The organism is Peribacillus kribbensis DSM 17871 (assembly GCF_000430765.1).
GTDB lineage: Bacteria > Bacillota > Bacilli > Bacillales > DSM-1321 > Paraperibacillus > Paraperibacillus kribbensis.
The window spans coordinates 302,435-318,739 of the sequence record NZ_KE387238.1 but is presented as its reverse complement, the minus strand read 5'-3'; the positions used below and the strand labels follow the sequence as shown (position 1 = coordinate 318,739).

At 44.0% G+C, this 16,305-nt stretch carries 17 protein-coding genes, 1 pseudogene and 2 riboswitches; of the genes and pseudogenes, 15 read left to right on the top strand and 3 right to left on the bottom strand.

Annotated elements, in window-relative coordinates; genetic code table 11:
* The first annotated feature begins 13 nt into the window (after positions 1-13).
* The 13 genes from H539_RS0115300 (at position 14) to H539_RS0115235 (ending at position 12,996) form a co-directional block, all read left to right on the top strand.
* Entirely contained in the window at positions 14-751 is a 738-nt protein-coding gene (locus H539_RS0115300; RefSeq protein ID WP_026694246.1) for a FixH family protein, read from the top strand.
* A 216-nt stretch (positions 752-967) separates the two neighbouring features.
* Positions 968-1,097: riboswitch (FMN riboswitch) on the top strand.
* A 143-nt stretch (positions 1,098-1,240) separates the two neighbouring features.
* On the top strand, positions 1,241-1,882 hold the full coding sequence (ribE, locus tag H539_RS0115295) for a riboflavin synthase (protein ID WP_026694245.1): 642 nt from the start codon (positions 1,241-1,243) through the stop codon (positions 1,880-1,882).
* Between the two features lie 13 nt (positions 1,883-1,895).
* Positions 1,896-3,029 (top strand): 3,4-dihydroxy-2-butanone-4-phosphate synthase, encoded by a 1,134-nt coding sequence (ribB, locus tag H539_RS28710; protein WP_051348610.1) that lies wholly within the window; start codon positions 1,896-1,898, stop codon positions 3,027-3,029.
* Positions 3,030-3,123: 94 nt separating this feature from the next.
* On the top strand, positions 3,124-3,594 hold the full coding sequence (gene ribH, locus H539_RS0115285; RefSeq protein ID WP_026694244.1) for a 6,7-dimethyl-8-ribityllumazine synthase: 471 nt from the start codon (positions 3,124-3,126) through the stop codon (positions 3,592-3,594).
* 86 nt (positions 3,595-3,680) lie between these two features.
* A riboswitch (TPP riboswitch) is annotated at positions 3,681-3,786 on the top strand.
* A gap of 164 nt (positions 3,787-3,950) precedes the next feature.
* Positions 3,951-4,115 (top strand): hypothetical protein, encoded by a 165-nt coding sequence (locus H539_RS31605; RefSeq protein ID WP_155890080.1) that lies wholly within the window; start codon positions 3,951-3,953, stop codon positions 4,113-4,115.
* A 209-nt stretch (positions 4,116-4,324) separates the two neighbouring features.
* On the top strand, positions 4,325-5,338 hold the full coding sequence (locus tag H539_RS0115270) for a nucleotide-binding protein (RefSeq protein WP_026694243.1): 1,014 nt from the start codon (positions 4,325-4,327) through the stop codon (positions 5,336-5,338).
* The gene (locus H539_RS0115265; RefSeq protein WP_026694242.1) at positions 5,335-5,520 is read left to right on the top strand and encodes a hypothetical protein; all 186 of its coding nucleotides are present in this window, start codon (positions 5,335-5,337) and stop codon (positions 5,518-5,520) included. The genes H539_RS0115270 and H539_RS0115265 overlap by 4 nt, the downstream gene beginning before the upstream one ends.
* Before the next feature lie 201 nt (positions 5,521-5,721).
* Entirely contained in the window at positions 5,722-6,474 is a 753-nt protein-coding gene (locus tag H539_RS0115260) for a DeoR/GlpR family DNA-binding transcription regulator (protein WP_026694241.1), read from the top strand.
* Positions 6,471-7,397, top strand: coding sequence for a 1-phosphofructokinase (pfkB, locus tag H539_RS0115255; RefSeq protein WP_026694240.1), 927 nt, complete (start codon positions 6,471-6,473; stop codon positions 7,395-7,397). The genes H539_RS0115260 and pfkB overlap by 4 nt, the downstream gene beginning before the upstream one ends.
* On the top strand, positions 7,394-9,295 hold the full coding sequence (locus H539_RS0115250) for a PTS fructose transporter subunit IIABC (protein ID WP_026694239.1): 1,902 nt from the start codon (positions 7,394-7,396) through the stop codon (positions 9,293-9,295). Before pfkB ends, H539_RS0115250 begins: the two co-directional genes overlap by 4 nt.
* 270 nt (positions 9,296-9,565) lie before the next feature.
* Positions 9,566-10,582: a PTS sugar transporter subunit IIC gene (locus tag H539_RS0115245; RefSeq protein ID WP_026694238.1), complete on the top strand. Its 1,017-nt coding sequence runs from the start codon at positions 9,566-9,568 to the stop codon at positions 10,580-10,582.
* A gap of 102 nt (positions 10,583-10,684) precedes the next feature.
* Positions 10,685-11,557 (top strand): proline iminopeptidase-family hydrolase, encoded by an 873-nt coding sequence (locus tag H539_RS0115240; protein ID WP_026694237.1) that lies wholly within the window; start codon positions 10,685-10,687, stop codon positions 11,555-11,557.
* A 311-nt stretch (positions 11,558-11,868) separates the two neighbouring features.
* Positions 11,869-12,996 (top strand): CAP domain-containing protein, encoded by a 1,128-nt coding sequence (locus H539_RS0115235; protein ID WP_026694236.1) that lies wholly within the window; start codon positions 11,869-11,871, stop codon positions 12,994-12,996.
* Positions 12,997-13,111: 115 nt separating this feature from the next.
* Here the strand turns inward: H539_RS0115235 and H539_RS0115230 are convergent, their stop codons facing one another.
* Positions 13,112-13,930, bottom strand: a complete 819-nt coding sequence (locus H539_RS0115230) for an SGNH/GDSL hydrolase family protein (protein ID WP_026694235.1) — start codon at positions 13,928-13,930, stop codon at positions 13,112-13,114.
* A 162-nt stretch (positions 13,931-14,092) separates the two neighbouring features.
* On the opposite strand from H539_RS0115230, the gene pssA reads away from it, so the two are divergent.
* Complete coding sequence (gene pssA / locus H539_RS0115225) at positions 14,093-14,809, top strand: CDP-diacylglycerol--serine O-phosphatidyltransferase (RefSeq protein ID WP_425414730.1); 717 nt, start codon at positions 14,093-14,095, stop codon at positions 14,807-14,809.
* A gap of 360 nt (positions 14,810-15,169) precedes the next feature.
* Here pssA and H539_RS0115220 read toward each other — a convergent pair whose 3' ends face one another.
* Both H539_RS0115220 and H539_RS0115215 read right to left on the bottom strand, forming a co-directional pair.
* Complete coding sequence (locus H539_RS0115220; RefSeq protein ID WP_026694233.1) at positions 15,170-15,496, bottom strand: ArsR/SmtB family transcription factor; 327 nt, start codon at positions 15,494-15,496, stop codon at positions 15,170-15,172.
* Between the two features lie 2 nt (positions 15,497-15,498).
* Entirely contained in the window at positions 15,499-15,924 is a 426-nt protein-coding gene (locus H539_RS0115215; protein WP_026694232.1) for an SRPBCC family protein, read from the bottom strand.
* Positions 15,925-16,107: 183 nt separating this feature from the next.
* Here H539_RS0115215 and H539_RS32530 point away from each other — a divergent pair.
* Positions 16,108-16,305, top strand: a pseudogene (locus H539_RS32530) (spore coat protein); the annotation flags it as partial.

Below are 16,305 nucleotides of genomic sequence, written 5' to 3'. Positions count from 1 at the left end.
ACGAGGACAAAACATGCAAAAATATGGAGCGGCCATTCTGACTGCACTGCTTCTGTTATCTGGCTGTTCAGACTCAGGTCATCGTGAAACCAGGGACGCGGTGCCCAAAATGCTCGATGTCCAATTACATATACCTAAAACGGCAGAAGTCAATCAGGAGGTTGAGCTTTCTGCTAAAGTGACTCAGGACAAAAAGGCAGTGACAGATGCAGAGAAAGTGGAATTCGAAATTAGAAGAAACGGTGAAGCTGAATCCGAAATGGTGGAGGTCAAGACACAGAAAAAAGGAATCTACAAAATTAAAAAAACTTTTTCGGAAGATGGCGTCTATTTGATTACCTCCCATGTGACCGCAAGGGACATGCACAGCATGCCAAGCGGAAAACTCATAGTTGGCAAAGGAGATACGGCTGCTGCAAAAGAGTCTGACAACGGCGGGGGAGAACATGATCATAGCGGTGACGTACAAATTCATTTAATGGGTGTGGAAAATATCAAGGCACATGCAGATGTTCTGCTTACTGCCCATGTCTCTAATCACAATGAACCGCTTGAAAAGGCAGCCGTAAGATTCGAACTCTGGAAAGACGGAGAAAGCAGGCACGAGTATCTGGATGCCAAGGAAGCTGCACGGGGAGTCTATACATATACACACAAATTTCCTGCTGCAGGGTTTTATCATGTCAAAGTGCATGTTGAAAAAGAAGAAAAAATTCATGAGCATATAGAAATGAAAGTTGTCGTGAAATAAATCACCTTTTGCATAAAGGAATATACGTATGAATGGGGTTCACGTCTTATTCTTGTTTATCAGGTTCAGGCTGGCGGTTTAGAACTATATCATAAGGAGATAGTAAATAATAAAAGAATACAGAGTAAAATAGTAGTGCACGTTAAAAAAGTATTGTATGATAATAAAAGTAAAATGAATATGTAGTATTTCTGCTTGAGAATTTTTTGCGCAGAAATAGTCCTTCAGGGTAGGGTGAGATTCCCAGCCGGCGGTAATGAGATTGCTCTAAGCCCGCGAGCCGTAAAAGGCAGGATTTGGTGAGATTCCAAAGCCGACAGTATAGTCTGGATGGGAGAAGGACAATGAAATTGTATACAGCATCCGTCTGTTTTTTTGTGAAAAAATAGGCTTATTTTGTGATACTTAAGATCATCTCTCCCAGCCCTGCAGGATTTTCCGCAGGGCTTTTCCTGTGGTTTTTAGTCCATTTTAAAAGAAGGTGATTGGGTGTTTACGGGCATAATTGAGGATATCGGCAAGGTGTCATCCATCAACAGCAGCGGGAAAAGCATGGAGATGACGATTCTCTCCGATAAAATTTTGGAGGACGTTCATCTGGGAGACAGCATTTCTGTAAACGGAGTCTGTTTGACAGTTACCTCGTTTACAAGTTCCTCCTTCACCGTCGATGTGATGCCGGAAACGGTTAAAGATACTTCTCTAAAACTGTTGAAGCCGGGTTCCCCTGTGAATCTGGAGAGGGCGATGAGCCCTCAAGGCCGGTTTGGGGGTCATTTTGTCAGCGGCCATGTGGACGGCATCGGGACAATTGTGAGAAAAGAAAGAAAAGAAAATGCAGTATATTACACCATCGAGCTAAGCGAGGAAGCCTCCAGGTACTGTATACCGAAAGGGTCCATAGCCATTGATGGCACCAGTTTGACAATCTTTGGGATTACAGATCATCTGCTTACGGTTTCCCTCATTCCTCTCACACACCAGGACACAGTTTTGGGGAAAAAGCAGCCTGGAGATGTCGTGAATATTGAAAACGATATGTTAGGCAAATATATTGTCCATCAATTGGAGAGAAAGGCGCCAAAGAGAGAAATATCGCTGGAATTTTTAGCTGAAAATGGATTTAAATAAGGTGGTTGTTGACATGTTCCATACAATCGAAGAAGCTATTGAAGATTTGAAAGCTGGCAAGGCCGTGATTGTGGTCGATGATGAAGACAGGGAAAATGAAGGAGATTTTGTGATTAGTGCAGAGAAGGCGACTCCGGAGGCCATCAATTTTATGGCCACCCACGGCAGGGGTCTTATTTGTACAACCATAACCGAGGACCTGGCCTCTAAGCTGGACCTTCATCCAATGGTTGAACATAATACAGACAACCATGGAACTGCTTTTACAGTAAGCATCGACCATAAGACGACCAGTACCGGAATCAGCGCTCATGAGAGATCCAGGACCATTATGGAACTGCTTAATGAACGAACAGTACCTGCTGATTTCAGAAGACCCGGCCACGTGTTCCCGATCATCGCAAAAGAAGGGGGAGTCCTCCGCAGGGCCGGCCATACGGAAGCGTCAGTAGACCTGGCAGTCCTTTCAGGCGCTGCGCCTGCTGGTGTGATCTGTGAAATCATGAATGAAGACGGAAGCATGGCCAGGGTGCCGGATTTAAAGGATATTGCTCTGAAGCATGATCTAAAACTTATCACCATTGCAGAGCTGATCCGATTCCGTAATCGAAACGAAAAACTCGTGACACGTGAAGTAGAGGTCGACCTTCCGACAAAATTCGGTGAATTCAGGGCGATAGGCTATACCAACCCTATTGATAAGCTGGAGCATCTTGCTCTTATTAAAGGTGAATGGGCACCGGGAGAACCTGTATTGGTCAGGGTTCATTCAGAATGTCTGGCTGGAGATGTGTTCGGATCGCATTTATGTGATTGCGGCCCGCAGCTGCATGCGAGCCTGGCCCAGATCCAGGCGGAAGGCAAAGGCGTCCTTGTTTATATGCGCCAGGATTCAAGAGGAACCAGCCTTCTCGATAAGCTATGGTCTTATAAATCAAGCGAAACCCCTGCCTCACTGGAAACTGGCTCAGCACCCGAACTGCGCGATTATGGAATCGGGGCACAGATCCTGAGGGACTTGGGAATAGAAAAAATGAGACTGCTGACCAATAATCCAAAGAAAATAACCGGGTTGACCGGATATGGCCTGGAAATAGTCGAAAGTGTTCCCATTCAGAATACCGGGAATGCGGGCAGAGAGTTTTAAGTAAGCCGAGGAAAAAAGGCCAGTGACATAGCGCACAGTAGAAAGCTGTCTGGATATCAAACAGCATACATTAGATACTTAGGAGGAACTCATCATGGGTCAAATATTTGAAGGAAATTTAGTTGGTACAGGTCTTAAGGTTGGGATTGTCGTTGGCAGATTCAATGAATTTATCACGGGGAAGCTTTTGGATGGTGCAATGGACGGACTTAAAAGGCATGGAGTGAATGAAGAGGACATTGATGTTGCCTGGGTGCCTGGGGCATTTGAAATTCCGCTTATTGCAAAACGTCTAGTACAGACGAAAAAATATGATGCCATCATTGGACTTGGTACAGTGATCAGAGGCTCAACTACTCATTATGACTATGTCTGCAATGAAGCTGCAAAAGGGATTGCCTCTGTGTCCCTGGAGTCAGGTCTGCCGGTCATTTTTGGGGTCGTGACTACAGAAAATATCGAACAGGCCATTGAACGTGCTGGAACAAAGGCAGGCAATAAAGGATATGATTCTGCCGTTTCAGCGATCGAGCTTGCCAATCTTCAAAAGCTGATCGAGATTTAATGCGTTCTTTACTCGCAAGGAAAAACGATTGTATGATGTAGGTAACAAATTAAAAACAGGGATACCGTGCTTTTAGCACCTATATCCAATTTCGCTAGGGGTGCCTTTATGGCTGAGAGAAAAACATTTGTTTTTTAACCCTTTGAACCTGAACTGGATCATACCAGCGTAGGGAAGTGGAGGACTTTTAAGATTGTCATGCTTTAATTTGGCATGTACCCATAAGCCCGCTCACTTCCAGAATAGTGAGCGGGCTTTTTTGTATGAAAGGCCGAAATTAAGCAGCTTTTGGATTACGCGAAGGTTTTAGCTGTTTTTATGGCAAGGTGGTGCAATACCCTAAAGGAGGAGAAAAGATGAAATATTCTGAGGCTATGAGGAGAAAAGTGAGTGAGATCTGGGAAAGAACCCATCGGCATCCTTTTGTCATTGGTTTGGGAAAGGGCTTAAAAATTCAGATTCATCTTCACCGCTGGATAAAAAGATTGAAGAAAAAAGCCTGGATATACTGCTTCCTTTAATGAGCAGCGAAAATGAACCATTTGGAAGCCAAAACCTAAAGGAATGGCAGGATATTTCAAAATGGCCTTATAAGAATCATGTAATCAAGGAGCGAGTCAATGCCGAAGACGCTTTTCTGAATCTTTAATGGAAATAGTACATCTCCCCTGTTATAAACTTTCAGACACAATGGTATAATAGTGAATATTCTGATAGTTACGGAGGACGTATGGATCAAAATAAGCCTAAGGTTTTTATAGGTTCTGCCAGTGAATCGATGCATTATGCGACGGCTGTCCAGGCTGCCCTTGCGTATTATGCGGAAGTGACTCCATGGTTTACGGGTGTTTTCAATGCCCATTCTTATACGATGGAAAGCCTGGAAAAGCAATTGAATCAAAGCGATTTTGCCGTTTTTATATTCTCGCCGGACGATGTCGTGAAAATGCGCGGCAGTCTTACGGTCAATACCCGTGACAACACGCTGTTTGAAATGGGATTGTTTTGGGGAAAGTTAAGAAGAGGACGAGTTTTTTACTTAATTTCTGAATCAATTCCTGAAGAGCTGGATGGACTGAAAGTGGATAAATTCCATCTGCCCTCAGACTTGGACGGGCTTTCTGTATTAAAATATGAAAACAGGGCTGATCAAAATTATCATGCCGCCGTTAATGTGGCCTGCTCTGTCATCGCAGGTCAGATTCAAAAATTAGGCTGCTTTGAGGAGCCTTCCCTCCTGATTGAAAATGCAGAGCTTGAGCTGCAGGAGAATTATGCATTAATCCGGTTCACGAGGAATCTGGCCAAAGGGCTGCTGGCCCATCCAGAGAAGAAGTACGAATATCTTTTCGAATCATTATGGAATGCCTTTAGACCGCCGCATCAGTTTACTGTACAGGGAATCGGAGTATGGAAGGCAGATGGGACAGAAGGACTGAGGCAGATTGCCGGTAATGAAGGGCGGGGGAAATTTTACCCTTTTTCCATTAATGAGGAGAGAGGGGAAGAAGATCATATCCTTGTCATTGATTCTTTTCTCCGAAGTGAAGAGCAGGTGCTCCTAAAGGATTCCCATTTTGATGAAACGTATGTTATATGCTATCCTATAGCCAGTACCCTTTTAATTACAGTGGCGATTTCTGGGAAAAAGGAACTGTCTGACGAAGAATTGGACAAGCTGTTCCTGGCCAATCATAATTTAATGGGAACAATTAATTATCTTTTTGGAGGGGGTTCAGTATGAGACGGCTTCCTAAATCAATTAGAACGAAGAAAACGGCAGTTGAAAATCAGAATTATAAAATAGGTGAGCCTGTTTCCGGCATGAAGGCCGTAGTCTCCACAAATCAGGGAGAAGAGGAAAAAGGGACCGTTGTATATAAGCGCAAGGCTGAATACAGGGGCTTATCTTTAAACAGGGCTTAAATGGTATATGAATCCAGCAGAAATCCCGCTGGGTTTTTATTTTGCAAAAATTTAAGGAGCTCTGACCAGATTTACCCCCCCAGCCTGTTTTTTTGATTGTTAATGAACGGAATTGAAATTTATTGATTGTTTTTGATTGAAAATGATTGATTTTTGAAAGGGCTTTCGTTATGATAGTAACAGAAGGGAGAAGTGAATCATTTGCTGGCTGATGAACGATATAACATCATACTCGCCCTTTTACAAGAAAATGAAATTGTAAAATTGGCAGATTTAATTGAACAGCTTGAGGCTTCAGAAGCCACACTCAGACGCGACCTCGCTTCTCTTGAAAAAAAAGGACTTTTAAAAAGAGTACATGGAGGAGCAAGCCTGCCGAAGAGACGCGGCATCGAGCCTGGACTTCATGAAAAAACCAATAAGTTTATTGCTGAAAAACTAAAAATTGCGAAAAAAGCGGCTGAATACATATCCGACGAGGATTGTATCTACCTGGATGCCGGGACCACTGTGAAAGAATTAATCCCATTTTTAACCGGAAAGAATGTAACCGTTCTCACAAATGGACTTATGCATCTTCCTTTATTATCAGAGGCAGGCATCCGGACCATGATCATTGGCGGGCAGGTCAAGACGTCTACCAATGCCATTGTGGGCAGTACAGCAGTCAGCTTTATCAGGCAATATAGATTTGATAAGTGCTTTCTGGGCATGAATGCTGTGCACCCTGAACTTGGGTATACAACACCAGATCCGGATGAAGCCCTTCTAAAAAGGGCCGCAATCGAATTGTCCAGAGAAGCATATGTGCTGGCAGACAGCTCAAAGCTAAACGATTCTGCATTTGCAAAAGTCGCCGATATGACGGAAGCGGTCATAATTACAGATGCGAATGATGAATCCATCTTGAGACCGTTCCGAAAAAATTCCCATACAAAGGTCGTGACCGCATGATATACACAGTGACGCTTAATCCATCGATCGATTATATCGTAGAGGTCGATCATTTCGAGATCCACTCCTTAAACCGAATGAAAAGGGACAATAAATTTCCGGGAGGAAAAGGAATCAATGTGTCCAGGGTTTTAAGCAGGATGGGCATAGAGAATACGGCCCTTGGTTTCCTGGGCGGATTTACAGGTAATTTTGTTGAAGATTTCTTGAAAAGGGAAACTGTGAATTGTGATTTTACAAGAATCCAGGAAGATACACGAATTAATATCAAGCTGAAAGCAGACGGAGAAACCGAAATCAATGGAATGGGCCCCCATATAACACAAGCCCAATATGAAGAGCTTGTCTCTAAAATAAAGAAGTTAAACCAGGGAGACACCCTTGTACTGGCTGGCAGCGTCCCGCCGAGTATAGCAGAGGATTTTTATGTAACTGCTGCAAAAACAGCTGCAGAAAATGGAGTCTCGGTTGTGGTCGATACAAGCGGCCCTTCTCTACTGGACGTAGTGAAACACCGTCCGTTTCTGATTAAACCCAATCATCATGAACTGGGAGACTTGTTTTCTGTTCAAATTGAGAGCCCAAGCGATGCAGTTTACTATGCTGGAAAACTAGTCGAAATGGGAGCGCTTCATGTGATCGTTTCCATGGCTGGCAGCGGTGCGGTACTCTGCACCAAAGAAAATTCCTGGTTTGCATCGGTTCCAAAGGGCAGCGTGATTAACTCGGTTGGAGCGGGTGACTCGGTAGTTGCAGGATTTACCGGAATGTATACAAAAACCGGCGATCTGCTCCGCTCCTTCGCTTATGGACTGGCTGCAGGGAGTGCAACTGCTTTTTCCCATGATCTATGTCAGAAGTCTGATATTGAAGATCTGCTTCATCAAGTAAATATTCAAGAGTTAAAGGAGGAAGTAAAGTGAAAATTACAGATTTACTGAAGAAGGATACTGTAATCCTGGACCTTGCCGCGAGTGACAAAATCGGTGTGATTGATGAACTGGTCAATAAACTTGATCAAGCAGGACGGCTGAATCATAGAGAAGACTATAAAAACGCCATATTAGCAAGGGAAGAGCAGAGCACCACAGGAATCGGCGAGGAAATCGCTATTCCCCATGCCAAAACGGCTGCTGTCAAAATACCATCCATCTGCTTTGGAAGGGCTGAAGGCGGAATTGACTATGAATCGCTCGATGGTCAGCCTGCAAAATTATTCTTCATGATTGCCGCGAGTGAAGGGGCTAATAACGACCATCTGGAAACGCTCTCAAGACTATCCACCCTTTTAATGGATGAAGCGTTCCGGGAAAGGCTCCTGCAGGCCGGCACGGTGGACGAAATCATCTCAGCGATCGACGAAAAAGAAAATGAAGTCAATCAGGAGGAAGCAGGACACCATGCTTCTGCTGGCGCGAAGAAAGTCCTGGCTGTAACAGCCTGTCCGACCGGAATTGCCCATACCTATATGGCTGCTGATGCCCTTAAGGCAAAGGCGCGTGAAATGGGAGTCTATATCAAGGTAGAAACGAATGGTTCAACGGGAATTAAAAATGCATTGACTCCTGATGAAATTGCAGAAGCGGAGGCCATCATCGTAGCAGCTGACAAGCAGGTGGAGATGGACCGCTTCAATGGAAAGCCTGTCATCATCGTTCCTGTTGCCCAGGGAATCAGAAAACCACAGGAATTGATTCAGAGGGCCATTGATCATGATGCCCCTATATACCGCGGCAGCGGAAAAGCAGCCAGTGGAAGCCCGGGAAGCAGCTCTGTAGGAGGCAGCATATACAAGCATCTAATGAATGGCGTCAGCAATATGCTTCCATTTGTAGTGGGAGGAGGGGTCCTGATTGCCTTATCCTTTATCTTTGGCATCAAGTCCGCTGACCCGAATGACCCAAGCTTCCATCCGCTGGCAAAAGCTTTGATGGATATCGGCGGCGGAACAAGCGGCGCTTTCTTTTTCCTGGTACCGGTACTCGCAGGATTCATCGCCTCAAGCATCGCAGACCGTCCCGGATTTGCTCCAGGTATGGTAGGAGGTCTCCTTGCAGCCCAGGCTGGTGCAGGATTCCTTGGCGGATTGATCGCCGGCTTCCTTGCAGGTTATGTAGTAGTAGGCTTGAAAAAAGTATTTGAGAAGCTCCCTCAGCAGATTGAAGGGTTAAAGCCGGTCCTGCTTTATCCGCTGTTCGGAATTTTGATCACAGGACTGATCATGCTCTATGTGATCAACGATCCTGTTACTGCCATTAATAAAGGCCTCACATCTTGGCTGAATGGCTTATCCGGAACGAACAAAATAATTCTTGGCATCATACTCGGAGGAATGATGGCTGTGGATATGGGCGGCCCTATCAATAAAGCGGCCTTCACGTTCGGCATTGCAGCGATCCAGGCAGGAAGCCTAAGCCCGCATGCCGCCGTTATGGCTGGAGGCATGGTTCCCCCGCTGGGAATCGCTCTTGCAACCACATTATTCAAACATAAATTTACAGAGACAGAAAGAAAATCTGGATTTACAAATTACTTTTTAGGAGCTTCCTTCATAACCGAAGGAGCCATCCCATTTGCAGCGGCTGACCCGCTCAGAGTCATTATCAGCAGTGTGGCAGGTTCAGCGATTGCCGGAGCCTTGTCCATGGTCTTTAATGTAACGCTTCAGGCTCCTCATGGCGGAATCTTCGCGATTCTCCTGGCAGTCAACCATAAGCTGCTCTATATCCTTGCCATTCTTATAGGATCTCTTGTAACCGCCGTGATATTAGGGATTTGGAAAAAGAAAGCAGAAAGTGAAGTTCAAAAGGCGGCTGCTTAATAAATAGAAGTGACTGACTGCAGCGAATTCAGGTATACATCTGAATTTGGCTGCAGTTTTTTTCGTACACAATGAAAAATGAGGTAAAAGTATATCAGTATAAAAAGTTGTAAGCGCTTTACACGAAAAATATCGTTATTTTTTCATAAAAAACCAAAAAAACAGTTGTAATTAACTGAAAATTTGTTATATTAAAACAATCATTTAGAAAGCCGGTTAGAATGATGATGCAGCATAGGACCAGCTAATTACAACTCAGGGGTGTGGAAGATGAAGAATTACATCGTAGAAAGAATGTACAAGGTATCAGCAGGAGTAGCGAATGCGGTTTTGGTTACTCTTGGAATCGGATTGTTATTTGAATCGCTTGGAAAGTTTCTAGGCTGGCATATATTTTTGGTAATAGGCGGGGCAGCTAAGGTCTTGCTGGCTCCGGCAATCGGAGCCGCAGTTGCTTATCAATTGGGAGGAAATACCCTGGTTTTATTCAGTGCCATGGCGTGTGCGGTAATTGGGGGAAATGCGATTACACATACACCTGAAGGAGCGTTTACAATTGTTACCGGCCAGCCGATCAGTGCGATCCTGGCAGCAGCCGTGGCCGTCTTTGTAGGAAAGCGGGTTACTGGAAGAACAAAGCTTGATATGATGGCCATCCCTTTTGCCGCAATTTTGGCGGGAGGAATAGCAGGGGTGGGGCTGGCAGCAGTCACTACACCGCTTTTGCAAAAAATCAGTGAGGAAATCACGACTTCTGTTCAAGGCAGTCCGATCATTGCTTCCATGGTTATAGCTCTTGTTTGGAGCATTCTATTGATGTCACCTGCATCGTCAGCTGCCATTGCGATTGCCCTTCAATTGGACCCGGTTTCAAGTGCTGCGGCATTAATCGGATGTACAGCCCAGTTCGCAGGTTTTACAGCCATGAGTTTAAGGCAGAATGATTTAGGCGGTTTCCTTGCACAGGTTCTCGTGACACCTAAAGTTCAATTCCCAAATTTGATTAAGAATCCCCGGCTTGTGATTCCGACATTTGTTTCAGCGGTTGTTTGTGCACCAATTGCAACTCTATCTTTTAAGTTTACGGCTAATTATGAAATTGCAGGTCTCGGCCTCAACTCACTCATTGCGCCATTCAGCATATTAGCAGATTCCGGCGTCTCAGCGCTGCTTGTTTTTATCGCAACAGGAGTCATCCTTCCGATCGTGATATCGCTGTCGCTCTATCAGCTTATCAAGCTCTGGGGCTGGGCAAAAAAAGGAGACCTGCATATGGAGATTCAATAAAGGAAATGGGAGGCTGCCTTAGGGGCGCCTCTTTTTTTAGATTTAAAATATTCAAAAAAGAGGTATCATCTAAAAGGAGACCTTAAGACTAGGAGAATGTTTATGAACGTGACGGAAGGACTTGTAGAGGTAACAGGCGGGAATGTTTGGTACAGGCGGATTGGAGAGGCAAAGGATCAGGCTCCCTTATTAATCCTGCATGGAGGGCCGGGAAATTCACATCTTCCATTGGAAGCACTGGATCCTCTTGCCCGGGAGCGTGAAGTCATTTATTATGACCAGCTGGGATCCGGATATTCAGACAGGCCGGACGGCGAAGACTTATGGACATTGGACCGGTTTGTGCTTGAGCTTGGGGAAGTGAGGGAGGCCCTTGGATTGAAGGAAGTGCATATCCTCGGCCATTCCTGGGGGACAACCCTGCTGGCTGCCTATCTTCTCACCAATCCTGAAGGAATGAAAAGCGCTGTGTTTTCGAGTCCCTGCTTGAGTGCACCGCGCTGGGCAGAAGACCAGGCAGTTCTATTGAAAGAGCTTCCCGCTGAAACACAAGGGACAATCCTTAAATGTGAAGCAGAGGGACTGACAGACAGCAAAGAGTATAAAGCAGCGATCAAAGAGTATTACAGCAGGTATGTATGCCGGCTTGATCCATGGCCGGGAGTTATGCAGAAGGCTACTAAGCTGTCTAATTCAGAGATTTACCAAACCATGTGGGGGCCCTCTGAATTTTGTGTTACAGGAAATTTGAAAGAGTTTAATTGCGTGGAGGATCTGCACAAGATCCATGTACCTTCTTTATTCATGTGCGGAAGGTATGATGAAGCGGTGCCTGAAACCACCCTTCACTATAGCCGGCAGATCCAGGGAGCCGAATTTCATGTTTTTGAGGAAAGCTCCCATACTCCTTATCTCGAGCAAACAGATGAATATCTGAAGGTAGTAGGGGAATTTATAAACCAAACAGAAAAATAGAAGATTAGTATGGTCAGGGGGCATCTGGAGACAGCGGATGCTCCCTGATCCTTTTTATTCGTAAATTTTCCCAGCGTTTTATTCCACCTCTATACTTGTACCCTGGCTTGAGATAGGAATAAAATATAAGATAGCATTGCTTTTTTAAGGGAATGTCCCTAAGGGTGATAAAAAAGACCGGTTTTTTTTGTTTGATTTTTAGGCAAAAAGATAAGGCTGTTTAGTAAAAGATGGTTGTATATGAAAGGTGTCAGGCATTTCGATGTCTAATCCGGCACCATGTACGAAAACGGATAAAAGGAAGGTGGGCTATGAAGAAATTTCTGACCCTTCTGGCGATTATCATCGCTTTATGGGTATATATGGGACGTGGCGGAACGGATCACACACTGCAAGGGACATTAGGAGAATTTAAAGATAAGATCCAGCAATTAAGTAAAGATCCAGATCTTCAAAATACTCTAGAATCTGTATCGTTTGAGCTTAAGAGCCTGGCAGCGAAGTTAGGCAATAATTCCAAAGGCGGGACGGACAATTCAGAGCTTGTTCCTACAGCAGAAAAGCCTAAATTGACCACGCCAGCCCAGCATGTTTTTTCCATTTATAATCTGGAGCTAGGGGATTCGAGGGCGAATGCAGAAAAGCAGCTTGGAGCCCCTAAACGCTCAAGTATCAATGAATATGGTTTGAAGTGGTATTCGTATCATAAAAACTACCAGAATTTTGTTATGGCAGCTTATGATAAGGATAACCGGATCGCAGCCCTCTATACAGACCAAGATCTCATTTCTTCTTCCAAGGGAATCAAGCTGGGTACACAGCAGTCAGCTGCAGAAAAAGCACTGGGAACCCCGCTGACCAAAATTCAAAAAGGGTTTGCTTTTTACCTCCTCCCGAAGGATAAGGAATATGATATGTATTTGTTGGACGACAGCTATGCAACTATATTTTATGATAAACATCAAAATAATACAGTTACTGCTCTCCAGCTGATCCGCAAGGATATTGAACGAGAAAAAAAGGATTATTATACAAAACCAAGCAAGTCATTGATCCAGGGCTTTGAAGCCCAGTTGTTCGACCTGACCAATGCTTCCAGGGTGGTTCATGGATTGAGGCCGCTGACCTGGGATGAACGCATCAAGGGTACTGCAGAAAAACACAGTGATGACATGGCCGTCCATAATTTCTTTGACCACACCAACCTGAAGGGCCAATCACCATTCGACCGCATGCACAATGATCATATTTATTTTAGTGTAGCAGGGGAAAATATCGCTTACGGCCAAATGAGCAGTATCTTTGCCCATGAAGGTCTGATGAATTCTCTCGGACATCGGGAAAATATTTTAAAACCTGATTTCGAGCGCCTGGGAGTGGGCGTTGCGTTTAACTCACAGTCACAGCCCTATTATACTGAAAACTTCTACACAAAATAGCTATAAGACAGAACAGGCTGCCACAGAAAGGATTCCACCCGCAAGGCGAGATGCAGAGCATTTCGCAGGGCTGGTGACTCCTCTTGTTGGCAGCCTGTTTTATGATTTTATTCATTTATGCCGGAAAGCTTCGATGCTTGAATTGGTGGAGCATCAAGTCTGAAATGGCGGCATAGCCTTGATCACTTGGATGAATCCCGTCGTCAGACAAATTCTGCACATGTTTGCTGTTCATGACCTGGGTGGTTTCCACTACGAGGGCGGAATTAAGTTTTTCTGCGGTTTGATAGATTGCAACATTCCATCTTGGGAGCAGCTTGTTTCCAATGGAATAATAAGGGCTGTCCGGAGGAAGAGGATTATAAAGCTCCAGGAATACGACTGTAGCGTTTGGATTCAATTCCTTGATATAATCGCTGATATCCTGAATATTGATGGAGAACCCCTTTTGCAGGGTATCGAAGGAATTAAGGGCATCCGCAAAATTCTGCTTTCGTGCAAGCTTTAGAATATCATTTCCCCCAACATTAATGGTAACGATATCTGCAGAAATAATATCCTGGTTATAAATTCCCGACTGAATAAGGTCCTTCAGCTGTGAGCTGGTAATCCCATTGATCCCTTTATTTTGATACACTACGGGTTTGTTTACTTCTTTTTCTAAGGAAAGGGAGAAGTCAGTGACCAAATCCTTATTTTCTTCACTTCCATATCCTTTGATCACTGAATCGCCTAGTGCAAGATGAGATAACTCTTTCTTTGGGGATTTACGGAAGTAATCTATATAAGAAGTTTGTGTTTCTTTATGCATCTTTTCCCCTTCAGCTGCCTCCGCCTTTAATTTATGGAGCTGATATTGAGGATAGAAAAACCAGCCTGCAAAACAAAGTGCCGCAATGGCGGCAATACTTACGATATATGTTAACACTCTCATGCTGTCACCTCTTTATATACTTATTATAACAGATTTTTACATAATTGGCGCTGGAGAAAATTCTGGAATTAGTATACCCAGAGAGGAAGAAAAGAAGCAAAAATTTAGGATTTTCTTCCTTTCTGTATGACAGGAAAGAATTGAAGCATCCTATAATCATGGATTATTCATAAAAAGGGGGAAGTTTACATTCTTCGAAACAGCATCCCTAACCTATTTACTCTATTTAATTTATATTTCGGCTTTCTTTCCATCATGTATTCCGCCCTTGGTGAATATAAGAATGCGGCTGTCTTAATTTTAATCGGCATGATGCTCGATAGTATGGATGGCAGGATGGCCAGGCTGTTAGGCTCAGACAGCGAGCTGGGAAAACAGCTCGATTCTCTGGCTGATGTGATTACGTTCGGTGCGGCTCCGGCCATGATGGCTTATTATTCCTATTTTTCGGAGTTTGGGGTACTTGGACGGGTGATAGTCGGCTTTTTCCCGCTTTTTGGTGCCTACAGACTTGCAAGATTTAACATTCAGTCCGGGAAGACATCTTCCCATTATTTTGTCGGCATTCCGATACCAGCAGGGGGAGGGCTTCTTACACTGCTTTGTCTGCTGCAGGGGAAGATTCCATCGTTTGTTCTTCCACTGGCTTTTGCGGTAATCTGTGTGTTAATGGTCAGCAAAATTAGGATCCCAAGCTTGAAGGATGTGCCGCTTCCAAAATACGGAATCATTGTAACAGCATATTTAGGATATGCCTTATATGTCGTTTTTAAGGAAAAGCATGAAGAATTCCCATACTTTATCTACATAGCGATTCCCCTTTATATTATTTTCATTGGCTATCATTTTTTTAAAAAGAATAAAGCAGAGGAAGTTTAATTCTGATACCATGGGGTAATTAATAGGTAAGAAAGATACGAACATTGCTTGACCGAACGCTTACAGGTCATTTCCGGCAGGAAGGACTGTGTAATCCAAAGGTGATCAATGTTCGTATCTTTTTATGTTTATTAAATAATAATTTATATTATGTAAACTAAATTGAATAGATTTTATTTACCTCTGGAATAATCTGTATTACTTTATGGATAGGCCAAATGACGTACTCCCTTATTATCCAGACATAAATTACCTCTTTTGACCGTATGATGGTCCAATTGCTGGCTGAAATAACACAGTATAAATAGATAAAAGACCCTTTCGTTTAAAAGTATGAATTCTAAAACGAAAGGGTCTTTTTTATTCGCTGTCGGATTCTACAAATTGTTTTAAAGCGGATAGCTTATCATCCCAATATTCTTCAAAGAAAGAAAGCCACTCCTTAATTTCGGAAAGCGGGGCCGGCTGAAGCTTATAGCGGGTTTCTCTTCCTGCTTTCTTCCGGCTGACAAGGCCAGCATCCAGCAGGACATGCAGATGCTTATTGACAGCTGTCCTCGTGATGGGAAAACAATCGGATATAGAAGCAATCGGCATTTCCCTGTCAGCGAGTAATTTAAGCATCCTGCGGCGGGTAGGATCGGCAATAGCCTGAAATACATCATGCTTAAGCGCTGGCTGTGCCAATGTTATCCCTCGATATATTCCTTAAGGCGCTTTTTGACAATGCCTTCCCAGCCGCCATCCATGATTCCGCGGACAATGCTGTGCGGCTGCCCAAATTCGGTAGCCTTTGATTCATCCCATCCGGAATGAATTAAGGTAAACTCTGTTTTTTGCTCATCAATTCCTTTTAATTCAAACGTAAGCTGCCAGTCTTTCCCCCAATTGAAGCTGACCCGGCTCTCTGGGATGATTTCTGTTACTTTGCAGGGTGAATCCCCAAATTGACCAGCATGCAGGATGAATTCATGCCCGACAATCGGTTCAAATGTATTTGGCATCCACCATGCCGCAATTCCTTCCGAAGTTGCAGCCGCTTTCCATACCTTTTCAAGTGGTGCATGAAGCACAACCGTCTTACGGATTTCCTGAAATGTCTCTTTAGTTTCCATTCATAATACCTCCTTGATAAAGTAACACTAATAGGTGTTATTATTACGATAATTATAACACCTTCAAGTGTCATTTTGCAACACCTGACACCTTTTAGTTTTTCAATGTACTAGGCATCCTCCTCATTCCAAACAGAAATCAGCACATACACTATCACGAATAGTTGAGGAGGGAAAATAGAGATGTTAATAAATCAGTTTGGCAATGAATTTGCAGGATATGGAATGATACATGAAATGGAAGACAGGATGGGATACAGCGGTTTGCCAGGAACAATGGGTTATGGGACGCCTGTTCAGGGAGGAGGATATCCAGGCTACGGAATGAGCGGAGGATATCCAGGCTACGGAATGAGCGGAGGATATCCAGGCTACGGAATG

Bases quoted from the DNA above. Each gene is read 5' to 3' on its own strand.
- ribH (WP_026694244.1), top strand. From the start codon at position 3,124: ATGGGTCAAATATTTGAAGGAAATTTAGTTGGTACAGGTCTTAAGGTT.
- pfkB (WP_026694240.1), top strand. From the start codon at position 6,471: ATGATATACACAGTGACGCTTAATCCATCGATCGATTATATCGTAGAG.
- H539_RS31605 (WP_155890080.1), top strand. From the start codon at position 3,951: ATGAAATATTCTGAGGCTATGAGGAGAAAAGTGAGTGAGATCTGGGAA.
- H539_RS0115245 (WP_026694238.1), top strand. From the start codon at position 9,566: ATGAAGAATTACATCGTAGAAAGAATGTACAAGGTATCAGCAGGAGTA.
- H539_RS0115270 (WP_026694243.1), top strand. From the start codon at position 4,325: ATGGATCAAAATAAGCCTAAGGTTTTTATAGGTTCTGCCAGTGAATCG.
- H539_RS0115235 (WP_026694236.1), top strand. From the start codon at position 11,869: ATGAAGAAATTTCTGACCCTTCTGGCGATTATCATCGCTTTATGGGTA.
- H539_RS0115230 (WP_026694235.1), bottom strand. From the start codon at position 13,930: ATGAGAGTGTTAACATATATCGTAAGTATTGCCGCCATTGCGGCACTT.
- H539_RS0115265 (WP_026694242.1), top strand. From the start codon at position 5,335: ATGAGACGGCTTCCTAAATCAATTAGAACGAAGAAAACGGCAGTTGAA.
- H539_RS0115300 (WP_026694246.1), top strand. From the start codon at position 14: ATGCAAAAATATGGAGCGGCCATTCTGACTGCACTGCTTCTGTTATCT.
- ribB (WP_051348610.1), top strand. From the start codon at position 1,896: ATGTTCCATACAATCGAAGAAGCTATTGAAGATTTGAAAGCTGGCAAG.
- H539_RS0115215 (WP_026694232.1), bottom strand. From the start codon at position 15,924: ATGGAAACTAAAGAGACATTTCAGGAAATCCGTAAGACGGTTGTGCTT.
- H539_RS0115240 (WP_026694237.1), top strand. From the start codon at position 10,685: ATGAACGTGACGGAAGGACTTGTAGAGGTAACAGGCGGGAATGTTTGG.